General features: G+C 60.3%; 18 protein-coding genes. All 18 read left to right on the top strand.

Annotated elements, in window-relative coordinates:
- Nucleotides 1–103 precede the first annotated feature (103 nt).
- Nucleotides 104–1,291: a UDP-4-amino-4,6-dideoxy-N-acetyl-beta-L-altrosamine transaminase gene (gene pseC, locus F2S13_RS20225; protein WP_166364060.1), complete on the top strand. Its 1,188-nt coding sequence runs from the start codon at nt 104–106 to the stop codon at nt 1,289–1,291.
- Nucleotides 1,284–2,006, top strand: a complete 723-nt coding sequence (gene pseF / locus F2S13_RS20230) for a pseudaminic acid cytidylyltransferase (protein ID WP_166364062.1) — start codon at nt 1,284–1,286, stop codon at nt 2,004–2,006. Before pseC ends, pseF begins: the two co-directional genes overlap by 8 nt.
- Complete coding sequence (gene pseG / locus F2S13_RS20235) at nt 2,003–3,508, top strand: UDP-2,4-diacetamido-2,4,6-trideoxy-beta-L-altropyranose hydrolase (protein ID WP_166364064.1); 1,506 nt, start codon at nt 2,003–2,005, stop codon at nt 3,506–3,508. Before pseF ends, pseG begins: the two co-directional genes overlap by 4 nt.
- On the top strand, nt 3,505–4,557 hold the full coding sequence (gene pseI, locus F2S13_RS20240) for a pseudaminic acid synthase (protein ID WP_166364066.1): 1,053 nt from the start codon (nt 3,505–3,507) through the stop codon (nt 4,555–4,557). Before pseG ends, pseI begins: the two co-directional genes overlap by 4 nt.
- Before the next feature lie 227 nt (nt 4,558–4,784).
- Entirely contained in the window at nt 4,785–5,711 is a 927-nt protein-coding gene (locus tag F2S13_RS20245) for a ketoacyl-ACP synthase III (RefSeq protein WP_166364068.1), read from the top strand.
- A 73-nt stretch (nt 5,712–5,784) separates the two neighbouring features.
- Nucleotides 5,785–7,068 (top strand): motility associated factor glycosyltransferase family protein, encoded by a 1,284-nt coding sequence (locus F2S13_RS20250; RefSeq protein WP_166364070.1) that lies wholly within the window; start codon nt 5,785–5,787, stop codon nt 7,066–7,068.
- Complete coding sequence (locus F2S13_RS20255; protein WP_166364072.1) at nt 7,065–7,331, top strand: hypothetical protein; 267 nt, start codon at nt 7,065–7,067, stop codon at nt 7,329–7,331. Before F2S13_RS20250 ends, F2S13_RS20255 begins: the two co-directional genes overlap by 4 nt.
- 241 nt (nt 7,332–7,572) lie before the next feature.
- Nucleotides 7,573–8,427: a flagellin domain-containing protein gene (locus F2S13_RS20260; RefSeq protein WP_166364074.1), complete on the top strand. Its 855-nt coding sequence runs from the start codon at nt 7,573–7,575 to the stop codon at nt 8,425–8,427.
- Nucleotides 8,428–8,498: 71 nt separating this feature from the next.
- Nucleotides 8,499–8,855 (top strand): flagellar protein FlaG, encoded by a 357-nt coding sequence (locus tag F2S13_RS20265; RefSeq protein WP_166364076.1) that lies wholly within the window; start codon nt 8,499–8,501, stop codon nt 8,853–8,855.
- An 81-nt stretch (nt 8,856–8,936) separates the two neighbouring features.
- On the top strand, nt 8,937–10,343 hold the full coding sequence (gene fliD, locus F2S13_RS20270) for a flagellar filament capping protein FliD (RefSeq protein ID WP_166364078.1): 1,407 nt from the start codon (nt 8,937–8,939) through the stop codon (nt 10,341–10,343).
- Nucleotides 10,344–10,470: 127 nt separating this feature from the next.
- A complete protein-coding gene (gene fliS / locus F2S13_RS20275; RefSeq protein ID WP_166364080.1) occupies nt 10,471–10,854 on the top strand; it encodes a flagellar export chaperone FliS in 384 nt (127 codons plus the stop codon).
- 23 nt (nt 10,855–10,877) lie between these two features.
- Nucleotides 10,878–11,174 carry a flagellar protein FliT gene (locus F2S13_RS20280; protein WP_166364081.1) on the top strand — a complete coding sequence of 99 codons (297 nt, stop codon included), beginning with the start codon at nt 10,878–10,880 and terminating at the stop codon, nt 11,172–11,174.
- 166 nt (nt 11,175–11,340) lie between these two features.
- The gene (locus tag F2S13_RS20285) at nt 11,341–12,813 is read left to right on the top strand and encodes a sigma-54 dependent transcriptional regulator (protein ID WP_166364083.1); all 1,473 of its coding nucleotides are present in this window, start codon (nt 11,341–11,343) and stop codon (nt 12,811–12,813) included.
- A 213-nt stretch (nt 12,814–13,026) separates the two neighbouring features.
- Entirely contained in the window at nt 13,027–14,217 is a 1,191-nt protein-coding gene (locus tag F2S13_RS20290; protein ID WP_166364085.1) for a sensor histidine kinase, read from the top strand.
- Nucleotides 14,214–15,605, top strand: a complete 1,392-nt coding sequence (locus tag F2S13_RS20295) for a sigma-54-dependent transcriptional regulator (protein ID WP_166364087.1) — start codon at nt 14,214–14,216, stop codon at nt 15,603–15,605. Before F2S13_RS20290 ends, F2S13_RS20295 begins: the two co-directional genes overlap by 4 nt.
- A 113-nt stretch (nt 15,606–15,718) precedes the next feature.
- On the top strand, nt 15,719–16,048 hold the full coding sequence (gene fliE / locus F2S13_RS20300) for a flagellar hook-basal body complex protein FliE (RefSeq protein WP_166364089.1): 330 nt from the start codon (nt 15,719–15,721) through the stop codon (nt 16,046–16,048).
- Between the two features lie 15 nt (nt 16,049–16,063).
- Nucleotides 16,064–17,851 carry a flagellar basal-body MS-ring/collar protein FliF gene (gene fliF, locus F2S13_RS20305; RefSeq protein WP_166364091.1) on the top strand — a complete coding sequence of 596 codons (1,788 nt, stop codon included), beginning with the start codon at nt 16,064–16,066 and terminating at the stop codon, nt 17,849–17,851.
- The gene (gene fliG / locus F2S13_RS20310; protein ID WP_166364093.1) at nt 17,844–18,863 is read left to right on the top strand and encodes a flagellar motor switch protein FliG; all 1,020 of its coding nucleotides are present in this window, start codon (nt 17,844–17,846) and stop codon (nt 18,861–18,863) included. Before fliF ends, fliG begins: the two co-directional genes overlap by 8 nt.
- Nucleotides 18,864–18,888: the final 25 nt, after the last annotated feature.

Raw genomic sequence — 18,888 nt, forward strand, 5'->3', positions numbered from 1 at the left:
CAGAGTTTTAAAAAATGTTCAACGATAAATCCATATTGATCTCAGGTAGCACGGAATTTCCTGGCGTGGAACAACGGTCTGAATTGCTTGCGGGTTTGCCAGCATGATTGCCTACGGTCGCCAGAGTGTGGAGCAGGCGGACATCGATGCGGTGGTCGAGGTGTTGCGCTCCGACTGGCTGACTCAGGGGCCGAAAGTCGAACGCTTCGAAGCGGCGCTGGCAGATCGTTGCCAGGCCAGGCATGCGGTGGCGGTGTGCAACGCCACGGCGGCCTTGCACATCGCCTGCCTGGCGGCCGGGCTGGGTCCGGGCGATTGGCTCTGGACCAGCCCCAACAGTTTTGTCGCCTCGGCCAACTGTGCCCGCTATTGCGGTGCCTCGGTGGATTTCGTCGATATCGATCCGGCGACGCTGAACCTCGATGCCGGATTACTTGAGACCAGGCTGGCAAAGGCCGAAGCCGCCGGAAAGCTGCCCAAAGTCGTCGTGGCTGTCGCGTTTGCCGGGCAAAGCTGCGACTTGCGGGCCATCTCCCGATTGGCCAAGCGCTATGGCTTCCTGGTGATTGAGGACGCCGCGCATGCGGTGGGCGCGAGTTACGCCGGCAAGCCGGTCGGGTGCGGCGAATTCGCCGACATGACCATTTTCAGCTTTCATCCGGTCAAGATCATCACCACGGCAGAAGGTGGCATGGTCCTGACCAACCAGCCGCACCTGGCTGAACGCCTGCGTCGGTTGCGTAGTCACGGCATTACCCGGGATCCGGCCCAGATGACCGAGCCGGCCCATGGCGACTGGTACTACCAGCAACTGGAATTGGGTTACAACTATCGCCTGTCCGATCTTCAGGCGGCGTTAGGGCTCTCGCAACTGGTGCGGCTCGACGCTTTTCTGGCGCGGCGACGTGCACTGGCGGATCGTTATCAGCGGTTGCTTGTCGATCTGCCACTGGGTCTTCCAGAGAAGCAGCCTGAGGCGGAATCGGCCTGGCACATGTATGTGGTCCGGCTGCACTGTGGAGCGGTCGGGCGCACGCAGCGCGAGATATTCGATGATCTGCGTCAGGCCGGCATCGGGGTCAACCTGCATTACATTCCAATTCATCTGCAACCGTACTATCGCGATCTGGGGTTTGCTCCGGGAGATTTCCCCGAGGCCGAGCGGTATTATGCGCAAGCGCTCACCTTGCCGCTTTACCCGGACTTGACCGATGAGCAGCAGGACGAGGTGATTTGGCAGTTGCGCAGGGTGCTGGCACAACCCATGAGCATGAGAGCGATGTATGGATGAAGTGAATGAGGTTGTCGCCATCATTCCCGCTCGTGGTGGCAGCAAGCGCATCGTCGGCAAGAATCTCAAGTCTTTCAAGGGTGTGCCAATCATTGCCTGGTCGATTCGTGCGGCCCTTGGCAGCGGGTTGTTCGACCGGATCGTGGTCAGTACTGATGATGAAGATATTGCCGAAGTGGCCCGTGCGCATGGCGCCGAGGTGCCGTTCATGCGTCCGGCCGAGCTGGCCGACGACCATGCAACTACGGCCGCCGTCGTGGTGCATGCCCTGCAGGCGCTGGCTGCGTCGGGGCGTCGCCCGCACTTTGCATGCTGTATTTACGCCACTGCGCCGCTGTTGCAGCGCCGTTATCTGCGCCAGGGGTTCGAGCAGTTACAGGCGCAGCCCGAGAAGTCCTTTGCGTTTTCCGTCTGCAGTTTCGGCTTTCCGGTGCAGCGCGCTCTGGCCCTGACCGTCGACGGTGCATTGACGCCCCTGTACCCGCAATACCGGGAAACCCGCTCGCAGGATCTGCCGCCGGCCTACCAGGATGCCGGGCAATTTTATTGGGGGCGCACCAGTGCCTGGTTGGCAGGCGATACCTTGTATTCTGCACAAAGCCTGCCGGTGATGCTGCCACGGCATCTGGTTCAGGATATCGATAGCGAAGAGGACTGGGTGCGCGCCGAACATCTGCATTCGGCATTGCTCGCCGGTGGGGAACTGGAGCCGTGAATATTCTGATTCGAGCCGATGCTTCGTCGAGCATTGGCAGTGGCCATGTCATCAGGTGCATGACGCTGTCGGCGCAGTTGCGTGCCTTCGGTGCGCAAGTGACCTTTGCCTGTCGTTCACTCGATGGCCACCTTGGAGATCAGCTACAGGCTGCCGGTTATCCCGTATTGTGGCTTGCGGCTCGGTATCCGGGCGAGCAGCCAGGGGCGAGCATCGAAGCGCCACTGCCCTGGGAGGCGGACATTGCCGCGTTGCAGTCGATGGTGCCGGTCGCAGCGGTGTTTGACTGGATTCTGATCGATCACTACGGTCTGGATCGGCGCTGGCACCGTGCTGCGCGACAATGGGCACGACGAATCGCGGTCATCGACGATCTTGCCAATCGCGAGCATGACGCCGATCTGTTGCTGGATCAGAATTTCACTGCCAGCGCAGCCCTCTATGCGCCGTACCTGCGTGAAGGTTGTCGGACCCTGCTGGGACCGCACTTCGCGTTGATCCGCCCGGAATTTTGCCGTGAGCCGCGGGCAATCACTGCGCGGGCGCGGCGGGTGCTGGTCAACTTTGGTGGCTTCGATCCCGCAGGCCTGACGCTCAAGGCGCTCCAGGCGCTGGCCGGGGTCGACGATGTGCTGGTGGACTGCATTGCCGGCCGCGCGAATCCAGCCTGGGCGCAATTGCAGGTACTGTGCGCGCAAAAGCCTGCCTGGCAACTGGCGGCGTATGCCGAGGACCTGCCTGAGCGTATGGCGGCGGCCGATCTGGCTATTGGGGCTGGCGGTGGCACCACTTGGGAGCGCTGCGTGCTCGGCGTGCCGACCCTGTGTATTGTCGTGGCCGATAACCAGCAGGCCAATGCCCAGGCGCTGGCAGCCGCGGGCGGGCACTTGTATCTGGGGCGCAAGGAAGAGATCGAGGTCGAAAGCTTGCGCCAGGCGATAGCACTGATGCTGGGAAACCCGGCGTTGCGCCAGAGTTTTGCCGACTGTGGCCGCTCCCTGGTCGACGGCCTGGGCGCCAAGCGCGTCGCGGTGGCCTTGATGTCTGAACACCTGCAGTTGCGCGCTGCTGCAAGCAGCGACGCGCGCTTGCTGTTCGACGGCCGCAATGCTCCTGCGGTACGGCGCTGGGCTGGCAATGGCGGGGCATTGGACTGGCACGAACATCTTGCCTGGCTGAAGACTGTGCTGGACGATCCGAAGCGGCTGTTGCTGGTTGCCGAGGCCGCTGACGGTCCGGTCGGTATATTGCGCTACGACCGGCGTGAGCAAGATCGTGCAGAAGTCTCCATTTACCTGTTCGACGGGCGTTTCGGGGTTGGCTGGGGCAGGGCGCTGCTGGCATGTGGCGAGCGTTTTTTGCGTAATGTCTGGCCCGGGCTCTGCGCTATCGAGGCGAAAGTGCTGCCCTCCAATCAGGTCTCCCTGGCGCTGTTTCAAAGCGCCGGTTTCAATCAGGCCGAATGCTGTTTCGAGCGCGTTTTCGAGGATCAGTCTCAATGAGCAGTTTTACCATCGGTACGCGCCGTATCGGTCGCGATGCTCCGCCCCTGGTTATCGCCGAGATGAGTGGTAATCACAATCAATCGCTGGAGCGGGCCCTGGCCATTGTCGAGGCGGCGGCGAAAGCCGGAGCCCATGCTCTGAAACTGCAGACTTACACTGCTGATACCATGACCCTGGACCTCGCCCACGGCGAGTTTTACATCGAAGACCCCGCCAGCCCCTGGGCCGGCACTTCGTTGCATGCCTTGTACCAGCAGGCCCATACCCCCTGGGAATGGCACAGGCCACTGTTCGAGCGCGCTCGCGAACTGGGGATGCTGGCATTTTCCACGCCCTTCGACGAGACCAGCGTGGATTTTCTCGAATCGCTGGATGTTCCCCTCTACAAGATCGCCAGCTTCGAAAACACCGATCTGCCACTGATTCGCCGGGTGGCGGCCACGGGCAAGCCACTGATCATCTCCACGGGTATGGCCAGCGTCGCTGAATTGGACGAAACGGTGCGTACTGCGCGCGCCGCCGGCTGCAAGAACCTGGTGCTGCTCAAGTGCACCAGCACCTATCCGGCTTCGCCGGAACACAGCCACGTGCGCACGATCCCCCACCTGAGGGAGATGTTTGGCTGTGAAGTGGGGCTTTCCGACCATACCCTGGGGGTGGGGGCCGCGATTGCCGCCGTGGCGCTCGGGGCGAGCGTGGTGGAGAAGCATTTCACACTCGATCGCAGTGCCGGTGGCGTGGATGCCAGCTTTTCGCTCGAGCCCGCCGAAATGGCCAGCCTGGTGGTCGAGACCGAACGGGCCTGGCAGTCCCTGGGGCAGGTGCACTATGGCGTCAGCGCGATCGAGCGTGCGTCCTTGGTCTACCGGCGTTCTCTCTATGTGGTACGAGACATGCAGGCAGGTGAGGCATTCGATGCCAGCAACGTGCGCGCCATCCGCCCCGGGCTAGGGCTGGCGCCACGCCACCTGGATGCCGTGCTAGGGCGCTGCGCCCGCCAGGCGTTGGGCAAAGGCACTGCACTGAATTGGAGTATGATCCTGTGACTCTGGCATGACGGGGTTTTGCAAAATGTGGCATTGTCTGTGAATCTGAGTGACCTGTAGGTCACAACGTGCATCTTCACTATAACCCGTTAACGGGAGATGCCGGTTTTGCCGTCGTCATCTTCCGCTGCCGCCTTGTCACGCGGGCGGTGAAAATCCCTGTTTGTCGGCACCCCTCGATCATGCGAGCGGTGGTATTGAGCATTTAACTATTTTGGGAAGCCAAGATGATCGGCATTAAAAGCATCGCGAGTTATGTGCCAGCGGACGGCTTGGACAACTACGCGCAGGGTGCCAAATTCGAAAAGGATGAAGAGTTCATCCTCGGCAAGATCGGCTCCGCCTTCTTGCCGCGCATGTCCTCCGAGCAGGAAACCTCAGACCTCTGTGTCGAGGCTGCCAATGCATTATTTGCCAATAATCCGGAGCTCAAGCGCGAGTCCATCGACGCGCTGATCGTCGTCACCCAGAACGGCGATGAAGAAGGTCTTCCGCACACCGCGGCCATCGTCCAGGACAAACTCGGCTTGCCGACCAGCGTGGCTGCGTTCGACATTTCCCTGGGTTGCTCTGGGTATGTCTATGGCATCTATGCCCTGAAGGGCTTCATGGAAGCCGCCGGCCTGAAGAATGGCCTGCTGATTACCGCCGATCCCTATTCGAAAATCGTCGACGCCGAAGATCGCAACACCACCATGCTGTTCGGCGACGCCGCCACCGCTACCTGGATGGGTGAAGATGCCACCTGGCAGTTGGGCAAGGCCAAATTCGGTACCGACGGCTCCGGTGCGCCGCACTTGAAGGTCTCCGATGGCACGTTCTTCATGAACGGTCGTCAGGTATTCAATTTTGCCTTGCTCAAGGTGCCGGCGCACTTGCATGAATTGCTTGCCGATTCGGGGCTCAAGTCCACCGATATCGATGCGTTCTGCATTCACCAGGGCAGCGCGGCTATCGTCGATGCGGTGGCGCGGCGCTTTGAAGACGAGCCGGAGAAATTCATCAAGGACATGGTCGAGACCGGCAATACCGTGTCTTCGAGTATTCCTCTGCTGTTGGAAAAACACGTGCTGGACGCTAAATGGAAGCGTGTGGCGCTCAGTGGATTCGGCGTTGGCCTGTCCTGGGGTTCGGCGATAATTTACCGGCCCTGATCTCTGCCGGCTGCAGGAAGTGTCGTGGCTGAGTTAAGCTGCGACCTTTATGCACACAAGGGATGTTCGAGCCATGAGCGAGATCTTTCAGCGCAACGCGCAGCTCCTTCGCACGCGCTGGCCAGGACTGTATCAACGCCTGCTCGGCGAAGACAGTAGCTCGCTGGACGTGGAACTGATTGGCACTACGCTCAAGGTCTGCGGAATCCAGCTCAGCAGTCGCCACGACCGTGGCGCCGAAGCGCGCTTTCAGGCTGCCAGCCTGCCGCCTGCAAGCGCCTTGCTGCATTTGTACGGTACCGGCCTGGGCGACCTGCAACAAGTTCTGCTCGAATCATCCAGCTTGCAATGCTTGTGTGTTCATGTACTGAACGGGGCATTGTTCAAGCTTGTACTCGAGGTGCTCGACCAGTCGCAATGGCTGGCCGACCCACGGGTCGAACTAGCCTGGGCTGGCGACAGCCGCGAGATTGGGCTGCCGTATTTTGCCCTGCCGGCCGAGATTGTCCTGGCGGATGAATTCAACGCCAGGATTCGCGACAGACTGGTCAGTGAGACGCACCTGTCGTTCAACAATCGCTCATTCGATAGCGCCGATCCGCGCCTGATCGCGTTGCTGAACAAGAGTCTGGATCTGCTGCGTAGCGATCGCGATGTCGCCGAGCTGTTTGACAGTCGGCAGGGGCAGGACTGTTTCGTGATTGCCACCGGGCCGAGCCTGGAAACGCATTTCAGCGCCTTGCGCAATATCCGCGAACAGGCCGTGCGGCCCTACTTCATCTGTGTCGACACCGCTTATCGGCCCTTGCTCGAACAGGGCATCAGGGCTGACCTGGTGGTCAGCGTCGATCACAATATCCGCCCCCGTCATTTGCCGGCCGATGCCTCGGCCGAGACCACTCTGGTCTACATGCCCATGCTTGACACCGATGTGCTGGCGTCCTGGCGCGGGCCGCGCCATGTCGGTTATTCGGCTAGCCCGCTGTATGACGCGGTACGCGAACAAATCCCTCGCGGTAGTCTGTTCGTCGGTGGCAGTGTCATCCATCCGGCGGTGGATCTGGCGGTGAAGATGGGTATGCGTCAGATCACCCTGTTCGGTGCCGATTTCGCTTTCCCGATGAACAAGACCCATACCGGCTGGAGCGACGGCGACCTTGGGCCGAAGCTGGAAAAGGCCCGGCACTGGGTACTCGATGGGCACGGGCAGCGAGTCGTGACCCAGTTGAACTTTCGCGGCTACCTGTGTGAGCTGGAGCGCTACATTGCCGCCCATCCGCAGGTCCGGTTTCTCAATACCAGTCGAGCTGGCGCACTGATCGCTGGCACAACCTTCGCCTCGGAGTTCTGCCAATGAACCTGAACAATCATCAGGCGATGGCTCGCCAGTGTGCGGGCTTGTTTCGTCTGGGGCGCGATATCGAGGGCGGTCTGGAGATGGTCGAAATGTTCGACCGCTTGTTGCGGGTGTTCGATGCTGAGCCCGTGGCGATACAGCAGCAATCGGCGGCAATACTGGCGGCCGTGTTCACCGCGCAACAGGCCCAGGACTGGATCGGTGTTGCCGATTATCTCGAATACGAGCTTGTCGAGCTCCTGGGGCAGGTTGGCAAAGCCTGAGGGCGATTCGGAGATCGTGAAGTTCGTCACATTTTGCCGGACTGTCTGGCTCGCGATTTTTGCGCCGAATCCAGCGCAATCCCCCGGATTTACAAGGGATGGCAGCGTGATGGCATTTTTTTTAGAAAATTCCCTAAAGCAACCGCGAGCAACGACGATAACCATTACGAAGGTTCTCTAGGCCACACCCGGCGGATGCCAGGGCCGGAAGCCGCAGTATCCATCCAACGAGGAATTCGTCATGGCATTAACCGTAAACACCAACACCACTTCGCTGGGCGTGCAGAAGAACCTGAACCGCGCTTCCGACTCGCTGAGCACTTCGATGACCCGCCTGTCTTCCGGCCTGCGCATCAACAGCGCCAAAGACGACGCCGCTGGTCAGCAGATCGCGAACAAACTGCAAACCATGATCACCGGTTCGACCGTTGCGATCAAAAACGCCAACGATGGTACGTCGATCACTCAGACCGCTGAAGGCGCTCTGTCTGAAATGACCAACATCCTGCAGCGTATGCGTGAACTGGCTCTGCAGGCTCGTAACGACTCCAACGGCACCACTGAACGTGCGGCGCTGAACAAGGAATTCGCGGCCAAGTCCGACGAAATCACTCGTATCGCCAGCTCCACCACCTACGGCACCAGCAAGCACCTGCTGGACGGCAGCGCCGGTACCATGCAATTCCAGGTTGGCGCCATGACCGGTACCGACCAGATCATCAGCGTTGTCATGAGCACCAGCTTCGCCGCTTCCACCCTGGCTGTGGGTACTGGCGCCCTGGCGATCTCGGGTACTTCGGACTCCGCGGTACACACCGCTGTGGACGGCGCGTTGACCGCGATCGACGCTGCTCTGCAAACCATCGACAACAAGAAGTCGGACCTGGGTGCTGTGCAAAACCGCTTCCAGAGCACCATCAACAACCTGCAAAGCATGAACGAGAACGCCACTGCCGCTCAAGGCCGCGTTCAGGACACCGACTTCGCTTCGGAAACCGCTCAGCTGACCAAGCAGCAGACTCTGCAGCAAGCGTCCACCGCAGTCCTGGCTCAGGCCAACCAACTGCCATCCGCTGTACTGAAGCTGCTTCAGTAATAATCGGGTGAAATCGGGCGAGGGGATGCGCATGGCGTATTCTCTCGCTTTTTACTTTGGAGGTGATGGAAATGGATATGAGCGTCAGGTTGAACTCGTCTTATCCGGCCTCGGCTGCGTTCAGCGGGAATGCCGATAAGGCGGATGAAAAACCGGCGGCCACCAATGCCAGTGCCAAAGTCAGCGCCGTGGAAAAGACTCCAGACGAAAGCCAGTTGAAAACGGCCGTCAAGGAAATCCAGGATTTTGTCCAGTCGATGCAGCGCAACCTGGAGTTTTCGGTGGATAAATCCTCTGGCCAGGTGGTTGTCAAAGTCATCGCGCGGGACAGTGGCGAAGTCATTCGCCAGATTCCATCGCAAACCGCGCTGGAGTTGGCCAAGAGTCTGAGCGACGCCAGTAGCCTGTTGTTCAACGAGAAAGTCTGAACGCTGGCGCGATAATTGTTCGCGACTTGTCCTCGATAGGGATGGTCAAAAAATCGGCGTTAACCAGAAAAGGAGAAAGTTATGGCAAGTCCAATTCTACCAAGTTTGGGGCTGGGGTCGGGTATCAACACCTCCTCCATCGTAGACGCCCTGGTTGCCGCCGAAAAGCAGCCCAAGCAAGCTCAGATCACCCGTCAGCTCAACTCCAATACCGCGTCTATCTCCGCCATTGGCACATTGACGAGCGCACTGTCGGCCTATCAAGCCTCGCTGGACAAACTCAAGAGTTCGACCTCGCCGGCCTTTCTGGCGTTTGCCGCTACCTCGTCGGATACCAAGTTCGTCACCGCAACGGCCAGCAACACGGCAGTCAGCGGCACCTATGCCATTGAAGTGGGAAGCCTGGCCACGGCCTCGAAGATCGCCAGCAAGCCGTTGGGCATCGGTACCGCTATTACTGCCGGTCAGTTGACGATCAGCCAGGGCAGCGGTGCCAGCCAGGTCGATTACACGGTGGACATTGGCTCGGGTGCCACTTTGCAGTCGGTTCGGGACTCGATAAACAGCACCCTGCAGTCCAAAGGCATCACTGCCAACATCATCAATGATGGTACCGATTCGCGCCTGGTGCTGAGCTCGACCACTACCGGTGCGAATTCCGACCTTTCCACTAGTGGTATTCCCGAGCTGATCATCGATGGCACCTCGAAGATGACCGGGTCGGGTGGGGGCTATATCAACGCCCTGGCAGCCGATGCGGCGTTCACCGTCGACGGGATGAGCATGACCAGCAAGTCCAATACGGTGGACCAGGCTATCAGTGGCTTGAGTTTCAATCTGGTGGCTGCGGGTAGCTCGACCGTGACCGTGGGTACCAACACCGATGGTTTGAAAACTTCGGTGCAGTCATTTGTCGATGCCTATAACAATCTGATCAAGACCATCAACACCCTGACCAAGACCACCGAGGATGCGGATGGCAAGCTGACCAAGACTGCCCCGCTGACCGGCGATGCTTCGGTGCGCGGCCTGCTTTCGTCCCTGCGCAATGAGCTGGTGGTGCCGGCTTCTGGCGGCAATGGTCAATTGAAGGTGCTTTCGCAACTGGGTATCAACACCGTGCAGGCAGACGGTACCCTGGAGTTCAACAGCACCACGTTTACTTCTGCGCTCACCGATAAAAAGCTCGGTAGCGAGATTCAGAACCTGTTCAATGCCAATGATGGTCTGCTGTCACGCATGAGTAATGCGATCGCGCCATACACCGGTAGTGACGGCATTTTCGCTTCGCGCTCGAAAACGCTCGAGGCGACGAAAAAGAGTCTGGCCACCCAGCAGGCCAACCTGGATGTGCGCATCACCAACCTGACCGCGTCACTGAGCAAGAAGTACAACGCCATGGATGCGCTGGTGGGCAAGCTGAAGGCAACTGCCAGCAATATCACTTCGATGTTCGATGCCATGAATGCACAGAAGGCCAACTCGTAAGTAATCGGGTGCCAAAAGCCCGGCAGCGCATTTGCGTTTGCCGGGCTTTTGCGTTTTCTCTAAAGTTTTTTGACGCGACGCCGATAATTCGGTCATACAGCTAAACGATATGTGGTGAGGTACAAGCATGAACCCGATGTTAGCCCTTCGGCAGTATCAGAAAATCGGTGCCCAGGCGCAGACTTCCGAAGCCAGCCCCCATCGTCTGGTGCAAATGTTGATGGAAGGTGGCCTGGATCGGATCGCCCAGGCCAAGGGTGCTCTGGAGCGCAAGGAAATCGCCAACAAGGGTCTGGCGATCGGTAAGGCCATCGGCATTATCGGTGGTTTGCGCGAAGGCCTGGACCGGGACAACATGACTGCCGACCTCGAACGTATTGATGCGTTGTACCTGTACATGATTCGTCGCTTGACCGAAGCAAACCTGAACAACGACGTATCCCTCCTCGATGAAGTCAGCGGATTGTTGACGACGGTCAAGGAAGGCTGGGACGCAATTGGTCAACAATAGTGGGCTGCACTGAGGAGAGTGACATGAGTGCCGTGCTCAAGCGCATCGAAGAAACTCGCGAAGCCCTGATCGGGGCACTGGCTGAGCGTGACTGGGAGGCCATAGGTCAACTGGATCTGGCGTGCCGCTCGTGGATGGAAGATGCGCTGAATGAGGCGGTACTGGACGAGGGCGCCCTGCGTGCCAATCTGGAAGAGCTGCAGGGTGTCTATCGGCAACTGATCGAAGTTGCAAGTGGCGAGCGTCAGGCGATTGTCGACGAGATGTCTCAGATCAACCAAGCGAAAAACGCAGCAAAGGTTTACCATCTGTTCGGCTGACTGGGTGGTTCGAAAAGTAGTGCGCCATAAATTTGACTGTGTACGGTTTTTTGACTTAACTAGTGGCTGATTGAATAATTCAGACGTCTACGAGCTGACCATCGCCAAAGATGTCGAGCAGGCCCTGCATTTGGGGCGCCGAGTTGACTAGGGAAGTTGCTATTGCATGTGGCGTGAAACCAAAATTCTGCTGATCGATGACGATAGCGTGCGCCGCCGCGACATGGCGGTGATTTTGAATTTTCTCGGGGAAGAAAATTTTTCCTGCTCAAGCCATGATTGGCAGCAGGTTGTCGGTTCGTCATCCAGTCGTGAAGTACTTTGTGTCCTGATCGGGACCGTCAATGCTCCGGGCGGTGTTCTGGCTCTGCTTAAGACAGTGGCCACCTGGGATGAGTTCCTTCCCGTTCTGCTTTTAGGTGAAAATTCTTCGGCAGACCTGCCCGAAGACCAGCGCCGCCGCGTGCTCTCCAGCCTGGAAATGCCGCCGAGCTACAGCAAGCTGCTCGATTCGCTGCACCGCGCCCAGGTCTATCGCGAGGTATACGACCAGGCGCGCGAGCGCGGTCGTCAGCGTGAGCCGAACCTGTTCCGTAGCCTGGTCGGTACCAGCCGGGCGATCCAGCACGTTCGCCAGATGATGCAGCAGGTGGCCGACACCGATGCCAGCGTCCTGATTCTCGGCGAGTCGGGTACGGGCAAGGAAGTGGTCGCGCGTAATCTTCACTACCACTCCAAGCGTCGCGACGCGCCGTTCGTGCCGGTCAACTGCGGGGCGATTCCCGCGGAATTGCTCGAAAGCGAACTGTTCGGTCATGAGAAGGGCGCTTTCACCGGTGCCATCACCAGCCGCGCCGGTCGTTTCGAACTGGCCAACGGCGGCACGCTGTTCCTCGACGAGATCGGCGACATGCCGCTGCCGATGCAGGTCAAGCTGCTGCGCGTGTTGCAGGAGCGCACCTTCGAGCGTGTGGGCAGCAACAAGACCCAGAGCATCGATGTGCGGATCATTGCCGCCACCCACAAGAATCTGGAGAGCATGATCGAGGTCGGGACCTTTCGCGAGGACCTGTACTATCGCTTGAACGTGTTCCCGATCGACATGGCGCCACTGCGCGAGCGAGTCGAAGACATTCCGCTGCTGATGAACGAGCTGATCTCGCGCATGGAGCACGAGAAGCGCGGTTCGATCCGCTTCAACTCGGCGGCAATCATGTCTCTGTGCCGGCACGGATGGCCGGGCAACGTCCGCGAGCTCGCCAACCTGGTCGAGCGTATGGCGATCATGCATCCGTACGGGGTGATAGGCGTCGCCGAGTTGCCGAAGAAGTTCCGCTATGTCGACGATGAAGACGAGCACATGGTCGACAACCTGCGCACCGACCTGGAAGAGCGGGTGGCGATCAATGGCATGCCGCAGGAGCTCAGCGTCGGTGCGATGCTGCCACCCGAAGGCCTGGATCTGAAGGATTACCTCGGTGGGCTTGAGCAGGGCTTGATCCAGCAGGCGCTGGACGATGCCAATGGGATCGTCGCCCGTGCCGCTGAACGCCTGCGCATCCGCCGCACCACGCTGGTGGAGAAAATGCGCAAGTACGGCATGAGCCGCCGCGATGGAGATGAACAGGCAGAGGATTGACGCTCGCCTGCTTGCAGCAGGGCACAAGGATGTGCCCGGTGCAGTGATGCACACCCTCTCTGATTTGGCGCAATGCCGTGTCTGGTTGACTGAGCCTCCCCTGACAGCTTCCTGAAATACCTCCTCCAGTGGTTAAAAAATATTCCGGCACGTCTATTGCTATAACGCTCGCAACATACCGTTTTATGACGGTCAGCCACGCGAGAGAGCATGATGCCCCAGGTCGTCCCACTATCGAGTGCCGTCGAACAGGAAAGCCGACCTGATCGCGAACAGGCTTTCGCACTGTTCGATCAGGTTTCGACCCGGCTCAACGAGTCTTACAGCCTGCTTGAAGCGCGGGTGACCGAACTCAAGGGCGAGTTGGCCGTGGTCAGTGCCCAGCGCATGCAGGAGCTGGCGGAAAAGGAGCGTCTGGCCAATCGCTTGCAGAACCTGCTCGACCTGTTGCCAGGCGGGGTCATCGTGATCGATGGCCATGGCGAAGTGCGCGAAGCCAACCCGGCGGCCTGTGAACTGCTCGGGCAGCCTCTGGTCGGTGAGTTGTGGCGGCATGTCATTACCCGTTGTTTCGCTCCCCGGGTCGATGATGGTCATGAAATTTCCCTGCGTGATGGTCGACGCCTGTCGATTGCCACGCGTTCGCTGGATGCCGAGCCAGGGCAGCTGGTGTTGCTCAACGACCTGACGGAAACCCGCCACCTGCAGGATCAGTTGGCACGCCATGAGCGCTTGTCGTCGCTGGGGCGCATGGTCGCTTCCTTGGCCCATCAAATCCGCACGCCGCTGTCGGCGGCGCTGTTGTATGCCAGTCATTTGACCGAGCAGGCGCTGCCGGTCGAGACCCAGCAGCGTTTCGCCGGACGCCTCAAGGAGCGCCTGCATGAACTGGAGCATCAGGTGCGCGACATGCTGGTGTTTGCCCGGGGTGAATTGCCGCTGACCGACCGTATCCGGCCCAAGGCGCTGTTCCAGGCCTTGCAGGCCGCGGCGCAGCCCCATGTCGGTGAGCTTCCTGTGCGCTGGCAGTGTGACAGTCATGCCGGTGAGTTGTTGTGCAACCGTGACACCCTGGTCGGAGCCTTGCTCAATCTGGTCGAGAATGCACTGCAGGCCAGCAGTGATCCGATTCGCTTGAAGATCCATCTGTACACCCGTGGGCAGACCCTGCGCTTGTGTGTCAGCGACAGCGGTGCCGGTATCGAGCCCCGCTTGCTGGCGCGCCTGGGCGAGCCCTTTCTGACCACCAGGGCCACCGGTACCGGCCTGGGATTGGCGGTGGTCAAGGCGGTGGCGCGCGCGCATCAGGGCAGTCTGCAACTGCGCTCGCGACCGGCCCGAGGCACCTGTGCGCTGGTCGAGTTGCCGCTGATCGGGCCCGCGGTCGGGAAGGAATCGCAATGAAGGTCATCAACGTACTGCTGGTCGAAGACGACCGCGCCTTGCGCGAAGCGCTGGGCGATACCCTTGAGTTGGGTGGTCACGCCTATCTGGCGGTGGGGTCGGCCGAAGAGGCGCTGGAGGTTGTCGGCAGTCAGGTGTTCAACCTGGTGATCAGTGACGTCAACATGCCGGGCATGGACGGGCATCAATTGCTCGGCAGTTTGCGGGCGCGTCAGCCACAGTTGCCGGTCCTGTTGATGACGGCCCATGGCGCGGTCGAACGGGCGGTCGACGCCATGCGCCAGGGTGCGGTGGATTATCTGGTCAAGCCGTTCGAGCCCAGGGCCTTGCTCGATCTGGTGGCCCGGCATGCACTGGGCCGCGTCGCGGCCGAAGCCGAAGGGCCGATTGCGGCCGAGCCTGCCAGTGCCCAGTTGCTGGAGTTGGCAGCACGTGTGGCGCGCACTGACTCGACGGTGCTGATTTCCGGTGAGTCCGGTACCGGCAAGGAGGTGTTGGCCCGTTTTATCCATCAGCAATCGCCACGCGTCGGTGGGCCCTTTATCGCCATCAACTGCGCGGCGATTCCGGACAATATGCTCGAGGCGACCCTGTTCGGTCACGAAAAAGGCGCGTTCACCGGCGCCATCGCGGCGCAGCCGGGCAAGTTCGAGCAAGCCGATGGCGGCACCTTGTTACTGGACGAGATATCGGAAATGCCATTGGGCCTGCAGGCCAAGCTGCTGCGGGTCTTGCAGGAGCGCGAGGTGGAACGGGTGGGGGCGCGCAAACCGATTGCCCTGGACATTCGCGTGGTGGCCACCACCAACCGCGATCTGGCGGCGGACGTGGCGGCCGGGCGGTTTCGCGAAGACCTGTTCTACCGCCTCTCGGTCTTTCCCCTGGCATGGCGCCCGTTGCGCGAGCGCACTGCCGATATTCTGCCGCTGGCGGAGCGTCTGCTGGCTCGCCATGTCAATAAAATGAAACATGCCGCCGTACAGCTGTCAGCGCACGCCAGGGCATGCCTGGTGGCGCATGCCTGGCCGGGTAATGTGCGGGAGCTGGACAATGCGATCCAGCGCGCCTTGATTCTGCAGCAGGGGGGCGTGATCCAGGCCGAGGATTTCTGCCTGCAGGGCATGCTGCCTTTGCCCGTCTCCTCAGCTGTGATCGTACCTCAGGATTTGCCCTTGCCGGCATCAGGCGTCAGCGAGCCGGCGAGTGGGCTGGGTGACGACCTGCGTCGGCGCGAATTCCAGATGATCATTGACACCCTGCGTGCCGAGCGAGGGCGGCGCAAGGAGGCTGCCGAGCGCCTGGGCATCAGCCCGCGGACCTTGCGCTACAAGCTGGCGCAGATGCGCGATGCCGGCATGGATGTCGAGGCCAGTTTGTACGCGACATAAACCGTTGCGGCATTTATCATGGCCGGCCGGCGGAGCTGGCACCCTTGTTGCTAACACCAGTGCAGTCGCTGTACGAGTGTCAAAAAATTGCGGGCCGTCGGAGAGAGTAGTCCATGAGCCAAGGTGTTGAATTCAATCGATTGATGTTGGACATGCGGGCCATGCAGATGGACGCCATGGCCCAGCCGAAATCAGCCATGCAGGCGCCTGAAGTCGGCTCCAGCAGTTTTTCCGACATGCTCGGCCAGGCCGTCAACAAGGTCAACGATACCCAGCAGGCCTCCAGTCAGTTGGCCAGCGCCTTCGAGATCGGCAAAAGCGGCATCGATCTGACGGATGTGATGATCGCGTCCCAGAAGGCCAGCGTATCGTTCCAGGCGCTGACCCAGGTACGCAACAAGTTGGTCCAGGCGTATCAGGACATCATGCAGATGCCGGTATAAGGACGAGATTGACTCATGGCAGAAGCGACCGTCGATAACTTGCCGGCCAAGAGCGCTCCGGCAGCTGGCAAGCCACCGCTGCTTGGGCTTGCGTTCCTGGAAAACCTTTCCGAAATGACGGTGCTGCGTCAGGTTGGCCTGTTGGTCGGACTGGCTGCGAGCGTTGCGATCGGTTTCGCCGTTGTCTTGTGGTCGCAGCAGCCGGACTATCGGCCGCTGTTCGGCAGCCTGGCCGGGATGGATGCCAAACAGGTGATGGATACCCTGGCGTCCGCCGATATTCCCTATACCGTGGAACCCAACTCCGGCGCTCTGTTGGTCAAGGCCGAAGATTTGTCGCGCGCACGCCTGAAACTGGCTGGCGCCGGCGTCGCACCGAGTGACGGCAACATCGGTTTCGAGATTCTCGACAAGGACCAGGGCCTGGGCACCAGCCAGTTCATGGAAGCCACCCGTTACCGGCGCGGCCTGGAAGGCGAACTGGCGCGGACCATTTCCAGCCTCAACAACGTCAAGGGTGCCCGGGTGCACCTGGCCATCCCGAAAAGTTCGGTGTTCGTGCGCGATGAGCGCAAGCCCAGCGCCTCGGTACTGGTCGAACTCTATTCGGGTCGCTCGCTCGAGCCGGGTCAGGTCATGGCGATCATCAACCTGGTCGCCACCAGTGTTCCGGAGTTGAGCAAGTCCCAGGTGACCGTCGTCGATCAGAAGGGCAACCTGCTCTCCGACCAGGCGGAAAACTCCGAACTGACCATGGCCGGCAAGCAATTCGATTACAGCCGCCGCATGGAAAGCATGTTGACCCAGCGCGTGCACAATATCCTGCAGCCGGTGCTGGGTAACGATCGCTATAAAGCCGAAGTCTCCGCCGATGTTGACTTCAGCGCCGTCGAGTCCACCTCCGAACAGTTCAACCCCGACCAGCCGGCCTTGCGCAGTGAGCAATCGGTCAATGAACAGCGTTCCAGCAGCATGGGCCCGCAGGGTGTGCCCGGCGCGCTGAGCAATCAGCCTCCAGGTGCGGCCTCGGCGCCGCAACAGACCGGTCAGTCGCAAGCGGCCGCCGGGATGGTTCAGCCCGGGCAACCGTTGCTCGATGCCAATGGCCAACAAATCATGGACCCGGCCACGGGCCAGCCGATGCTTGCGCCGTACCCGGCCGACAAACGTCAGCAGTCGACCAAGAATTTCGAACTGGACCGCTCCATCAGTCATACCCGGCAACAGCAGGGGCGCTTGACCCGCCTGTCGGTCGCGGTGGTCGTCGACGATCAGGTCAAGGTCAATCCGGCAACCGGCGAAACCACCCGTGCGCCCTGGGCCGCCGAAGAGTTGGCGCGCTTTACCCGCCTGGTGCAGGACGCCGTCGGTTTCGATGCCAGCCGTGGTGACAGCGTCAGTGTGATCAACGTGCCTTTCGCTGCCGACCGCGGCGAAGCCATCGCCGATATTCCGTTCTACTCTCAGCCATGGTTCTGGGATGTGATCAAGCAAGTCATGGGTGTGTTGTTCATCCTGGTGCTGGTCTTCGGCGTCCTGCGGCCGGTGCTCAACAACATCACCGGCAATGGCAAGGGCAAGCAGCTGATGGGTATCGAAGGCGATGCCGAGCTGGGTGGCATGGGCGGCCTGGATGGCGAGCTGGCCAACGACCGGGTCACCCTGGGCGGGCCGCAAAGTATCCTCTTGCCGAGCCCGAGCGAGGGTTATGACGCCCAGTTGAACGCAATCAAGAGTCTGGTGGCTGAAGACCCGGGTCGTGTGGCTCAGGTCGTGAAAGAGTGGATTAACGCCGATGAGTGATAACCGAGCCCTGATGGCCAAGCTGACCAAGGTCGACAAGGCGGCAATCCTGTTGCTTTCCCTTGGCGAAACCGATGCTGCCCAGGTGCTCCGGCACATGGGCCCCAAAGAGGTTCAGCGCGTCGGTGTTGCCATGGCGCAAATGCGCAACGTGCACCGCGAGCAGGTCGAACAGGTCATGAGCGAGTTCGTCGAGATCGTCGGCGACCAGACCAGCCTGGGCGTGGGCTCCGACGCTTACATCCGCAAGATGCTCAACCAGGCCCTGGGCGAAGACAAGGCCAACGGCCTGATCGACCGCATTCTCTTGGGCGGCAACACCAGCGGCCTCGACAGCCTGAAGTGGATGGAGCCGCGCGCCGTGGCGGACGTGATTCGTTTCGAACACCCACAGATCCAGGCCATAGTCGTTGCCTATCTGGATCCGGACCAGGCCGGCGAAGTACTCGGGCATTTCGATGCCAAGGTCCGTCTGGACATCATCCTGCGGGTGTCGTCGCTGAACACCGTGCAGCCGGCCGCCCTGAAAGAACTCAACCAGATTCTCGAGAAGCAGTTCTCCGGCAACTCCAACGCGGCACGTACCACCCTGGGTGGTATCAAGCGTGCGGCCGACATCATGAACTTCCTCGACAGTTCGATCGAAGGTCAGTTGATGGACGCGATTCGCGACATCGACGGCGACCTCTCGGAGCAGATCGAAGACCTCATGTTCGTTTTCAACAACCTGTCGGATGTGGACGATCGCGGTATTCAGGCGTTGTTGCGCGAAGTGTCTTCCGATGTGCTGGTACTGGCCCTCAAAGGCGCCGACGAGCGAGTCAAGGACAAGATTTTCAAGAACATGTCCAAGCGTGCCGGCGAGCTGTTGCGCGACGACCTCGAAGCCAAGGGGCCGGTGCGGGTCAGCGACGTGGAAACGGCGCAGAAAGAAATTCTCACCATCGCTCGTCGCATGGCCGAGGCCGGAGAAATCGTGCTCGGCGGCAAGGGCGCCGAAGAGATGATTTGAGGCCCGGCGGCTTCTTAATTTTGAG

Source organism: Pseudomonas akapageensis (assembly GCF_011355085.1).
GTDB classification, from domain to species: Bacteria; Pseudomonadota; Gammaproteobacteria; order Pseudomonadales; family Pseudomonadaceae; genus Aquipseudomonas; species Aquipseudomonas akapageensis.